Here is a 4,240-nt window from a genome sequence, read left to right as displayed (position 1 = left end):
TATTCATCCCCTCCCCAAGTGTTTCTCCTTTTTCCATTTTGTGGAAAGTGTACATTTTCATAAGAGCACGGTGGAGCGCCGGTGTCTGGGGCGTACGGCCGGATCGGGCCAGGTTCGTGGCCGGGCGGTCGTATAAGGAGCGGTCGTATCGGGAGCGGTCGTATCAGGTCGGTCGCGGCCACCCCGTCGGCGCGGATCCCGGCGGGTCCCCCAGACTGGACCCATGTCCATTCACGAAAACCTTCTCGGGGGACCGTCCCCGACCCACCTCCCCGACGACCCCGAGCCCCGCGAGCTGCTCGCGGCCGGCACGGCTCCCGCCGACGTCGCCGCGAAGTACCCCACGTCCTCCCTGGCCTGGGCCCAGCTCGCCGACGACGCCTTCGAACGCGGCAGCGTCGTGGAGTCGTACGCCTACGCCCGTACGGGCTACCACCGCGGCCTGGACAGCCTGCGCCGCAGCGGCTGGAAGGGGCACGGCCCGGTGCCGTGGGAGCACGAGCCGAACCGGGGCTTCCTGCGCGCCCTGCACGCCCTCGCCCGCGCCGCCGGATCGATCGGCGAGCAGGAGGAGCACGAGCGCTGCACGCAGTTCCTGAAGGACTCCTCGCCGACGGCCGCCCAGACGCTGGGCTAGGGCATGTTCCGAAAGTAGCGTCGTCTGTCCGAAGGGCAGGCCGGGCGGCGTCCGGTGCGTGCGATCGCAAGGCGGAGGGTCGTCCCGATACTGGTTGTATCGGGATGATCCCGACAACGCGGCGAGCGTGCGTGCCAGGCGTCGCCCGGCAGACGGGACTTTCGAAACACGGCCTCTAGTCCCGGGCCGGTGCCGACGGGTGCTGTGGCAGGTACCCGGCCAGTACTTCCGGGGTACGGGCCCGCCTGATGTGATCGGGCGGGCCTTGCACTTTCGGGTGACGATTGCGGAGGATGCCCCTAGGGGACCGGGGCCCCCGTGTCGGTAACGGCAGGGGCGGACCGCTACCCGGAGTACACAACAGGAGACAGCGATGTCCCATGAGGCTCACGAGCCCGAGACCCCGCATCTCGACTTCGCAGGCACGACGCCGTACGAGGACTACGTCAAGGCGGACGTGCTCACCCACCTCCAGCACACCCTCTCCGACGATCCCGGAGAGATGGTCTTCCTGGTCACGACCCAGGTCATGGAGCTGTGGTTCACGGTCATCGTCCACGAGTGGGAGACCGCGGCCGGTGCCCTGCGCCGGGACGACGTGCCGACGGCCGTCGCCGCGCTGAAGCGTTCCGTGCGCGAGCTGGAGGCGCTGAACGCCTCCTGGAAGCCCCTCGGGCAGCTCACGCCGGCCCAGTTCAACTCATACCGCAGCGCGCTGGGCGAGGGCTCCGGCTTCCAGTCCGCGATGTACCGCCGCATGGAGTTCCTGCTCGGCGACAAGTCCGCGTCGATGCTGGTGCCGCACCGCGGCGCCCCGCGCGTCCACGCCGAACTGGAGAAGGCGCTGCACGAGCCGAGCCTCTACGACGAGGTGCTGCGGCTGCTCGCCCGGCGTGGGCACGCCGTGCCGGAGGCCGTGCTGACGCGTGACGTCGCGCTGCGCTACGAGCCGTCGCCGGAGGTCGAGGCGGTGTGGACCGCCCTCTACGCGGGCGACGAGTCCGACGAACTGGCCCGCCTCGGTGAGGCGTTGACCGATGTCGCCGAGCTGGTGTGGCGATGGCGCAACGACCACCTCGTCTCCACCCGCCGCGCGATGGGCTCGAAGACCGGCACGGGCGGTTCGGCCGGGGTGGCCTGGCTGGAGAAGCGCGCGCAGAAGAACGTCTTCCCCGAGCTGTGGACGGCGCGCTCCTATGTCTGACCTCACCCGCACGGCCCGGGAACTGGACGCCGCCGACGAACTCGCCGACAAGCGCAAGGAGTTCGTCCTCGACGACGTCGTCTACCTCGACGGCAACTCGCTGGGCGCGCTGCCCGTGGCCGTCCCCGGGCGGCTGGAGGACGTGGTCCGGCGCCAGTGGGGCGAGCTGCGCATCCGCTCCTGGGACGAGAGCGGCTGGTGGACCGCGCCCGAGCGGATCGGCGACCGGATCGCCCCGCTGGTGGGCGCGGGCCCCGGCCAGATCGTCGTGGGCGACTCCACAAGTGTCAACGTGCTCAAGGCGGTTGTCGGCGCGGTGCGGCTCGTGGGGGAGGACCGGGACGAGATCGTCGTCGACGCGACCACCTTCCCCACGGACGGCTACATCGCCGAGTCGGCGGCCCGGCTGACCGGCCGTACGCTGCGACCGGTGGCCCCTAAGGAGGTGCCGGCGGCCCTGTCGGACCGTACGGCCGCGGTGCTGCTCAACCATGTCGACTACCGCACCGGGCGGCTGCACGACCTGCCGGCCCTCACCGCCGCCGTCCACGCGGCGGGCGCGATCGCCGTCTGGGACCTGTGCCACAGCGCGGGCGCGCTGCCGGTCGGACTCGACGAGCACGGCGTGGACCTGGCGGTCGGCTGCACCTACAAGTACCTGAACGGCGGCCCGGGTTCACCGGCGTACCTGTACGTACGGCGTGACCACCAGGACCGCTTCGACTCCCCGCTGCCGGGCTGGAACTCGCACGCCGAACCGTTCGGCATGCGGCCCTCCTACGAGCCCGCGCCGGGGGCCCTGCGCGGGCGTGTCGGCACCCCGGACATCCTGTCGATGTTCGCCCTGGAGGCGGCGCTGGAGGTCTGGGAGGGCGTGTCCGTCGACACCGTCCGAGCCAAGTCCCTCGCGCTGACGGACTTCTTCCTGGAGTGCGTCGCCGCGTACGTCCCCGACGGCACGGTGGAGTCCCTCACCCCGCTCGCCCACGAGCAGCGCGGCAGCCAGGTCGCCCTGCGCTGCGACGCCGCCGGCGAGGTGATGCGCCGCCTGACCGAACGGGGCGTCGTGGGCGACTTCCGCCGCCCGGACGTACTCCGTTTCGGCTTCACCCCGCTGTACGTCGGATTCGAGGACGTGGAACGGGCGGCGAGGGTGCTGGGGGAGGTACTGGACTCCTAGCCGAGCAAGGTGCCGGCCGCCTGGCCCGAGGGAGGTGCCGGCCGCCTGGCGGCGGGCGGTCGTGCCGCCCGCGCGGTCATTCAGTACGGACGTAGACCCCCGCCACGGCAGCGGCATGCGCGGCCCGCGCAGCCCGCTCCGCGGCGGGGCCGTCCGGCACCACCCCCGCGGTCAGCCACTCGTAGTACAGCGGCGCCGAAACCGCCCGCACCACCGCCCCCGCGTCGGTCCCCACCGGCAACTCACCCCGAGTCACCGCCTGTTCCGCGCAAGGCGCCCACTCGGCGACCCGTACCTCGTAGAAGCGCCGCAACGCCTGCGCCGTACGCGCGTCGCAGGCCGCCGCCGCGATCACCGCACGGAACAGCGGGCCCTGCCGGACATCGGCCAGCGTCCGTTGCACCAGCAGCGCGTTGGCCAGCAGATCGGTCAGCACGGCCCCCGTCTCCTCGCGGGGCGACGACGTCTCCGCCATGTCCGCGAGGAGGTCGGCGACCAGCCCCGTCACGGAGCCCCACCGCCGGTACACGGTCGTCTTGCCGACCTCCGCCCGCCGCGCGACATCCGCGAGGTCGAGCCGGTCGAACCCCTCCTCCACCAGGACGTCCCCGGCCGCCCGCAACACGGCGGCACGCACACGTGCGGTACGTCCTCCGGGACGCACAGTGCCGGGCTCGGCGGACATAACGGCCTCCTTGGTGCACGTACGGGCGACATCCCGTCCACGACGTCAGCGTAACGAAACAGCAGAACCGTTTAACCCTTACCGAGCGTGACATCCGCGTGTCCGCGCACGTCACGGGCCTGATACCGTCCCCGCCAACGGCCGAGTCCCCACCGGGTCCGTCATAACCGTTCCGTCCAATTCCGTTTTGTCGCTGAGAGGTTGGAGCATGCCGGACGACGTCGTCGCAGCCCGGGCCGCCGCTGAAGAGGAGTCCGCCTTCTCGCATCCGGCGGTCGAGCCCGACGCCACCGCCGCCTACGGCGACCATCCCGACCAGCTGATCGACTTCTACGCCCCGCGCGGCGTGACCGGCCCCGTGCCGCTGGTGGTGGTACTGCACGGAGGGGCGTGGCGGGCACCGTACGACCGTCGGCACATCACGCCGTTCGTGGGCTTCCTGGCCCGGCGGGGCTTCGCCGTGGCCAACGTGGAGTACCGGCGGGGTGCGGGCGCCGGCGCGGGTGCTCACGGGAATGGGGATGGGGGTGGAGG

At 71.6% G+C, this 4,240-nt stretch carries 4 protein-coding genes and 1 pseudogene; 4 read left to right on the top strand and 1 reads right to left on the bottom strand.

All coding sequences use genetic code 11. The features are described from left to right. Positions 1 to 223: 223 nt before the first annotated feature. The 3 genes from P1P75_RS40035 (at position 224) to kynU (ending at position 3,021) form a co-directional block, all read left to right on the top strand. The gene (locus P1P75_RS40035; protein WP_319264619.1) at positions 224 to 637 is read left to right on the top strand and encodes a DUF3151 domain-containing protein; all 414 of its coding nucleotides are present in this window, start codon (positions 224 to 226) and stop codon (positions 635 to 637) included. Between the two features lie 373 nt (positions 638 to 1,010). After that, positions 1,011 to 1,841 carry a tryptophan 2,3-dioxygenase family protein gene (locus P1P75_RS40030; RefSeq protein WP_086772549.1) on the top strand — a complete coding sequence of 277 codons (831 nt, stop codon included), beginning with the start codon at positions 1,011 to 1,013 and terminating at the stop codon, positions 1,839 to 1,841. Next, positions 1,834 to 3,021 carry a kynureninase gene (gene kynU / locus P1P75_RS40025; RefSeq protein ID WP_319264617.1) on the top strand — a complete coding sequence of 396 codons (1,188 nt, stop codon included), beginning with the start codon at positions 1,834 to 1,836 and terminating at the stop codon, positions 3,019 to 3,021. Before P1P75_RS40030 ends, kynU begins: the two co-directional genes overlap by 8 nt. A gap of 76 nt (positions 3,022 to 3,097) precedes the next feature. Here kynU and P1P75_RS40020 read toward each other — a convergent pair whose 3' ends face one another. Next, complete coding sequence (locus P1P75_RS40020) at positions 3,098 to 3,706, bottom strand: TetR/AcrR family transcriptional regulator (protein ID WP_319264615.1); 609 nt, start codon at positions 3,704 to 3,706, stop codon at positions 3,098 to 3,100. Positions 3,707 to 3,914: 208 nt separating this feature from the next. On the opposite strand from P1P75_RS40020, the pseudogene P1P75_RS40015 reads away from it, so the two are divergent. Then, positions 3,915 to 4,240 (top strand): annotated as a pseudogene (locus P1P75_RS40015) (alpha/beta hydrolase); the annotation flags it as partial.

Origin of the sequence: Streptomyces sp. ID05-39B, assembly GCF_033794725.1 — a bacterium.
GTDB lineage: Bacteria > Actinomycetota > Actinomycetes > Streptomycetales > Streptomycetaceae > Streptomyces > Streptomyces bobili.
Note: the sequence above shows the minus strand (reverse complement) of the source record. Positions and strands in the feature narration are given on the sequence as shown.

Excerpts from the sequence above, each read along its gene's own strand:
- P1P75_RS40035 (WP_319264619.1), top strand. The coding sequence starts at position 224 with ATGTCCATTCACGAAAACCTTCTCGGGGGACCGTCCCCGACCCACCTC.
- P1P75_RS40030 (WP_086772549.1), top strand. The coding sequence starts at position 1,011 with ATGTCCCATGAGGCTCACGAGCCCGAGACCCCGCATCTCGACTTCGCA.
- kynU (WP_319264617.1), top strand. The coding sequence starts at position 1,834 with ATGTCTGACCTCACCCGCACGGCCCGGGAACTGGACGCCGCCGACGAA.
- P1P75_RS40020 (WP_319264615.1), bottom strand. The coding sequence starts at position 3,706 with ATGTCCGCCGAGCCCGGCACTGTGCGTCCCGGAGGACGTACCGCACGT.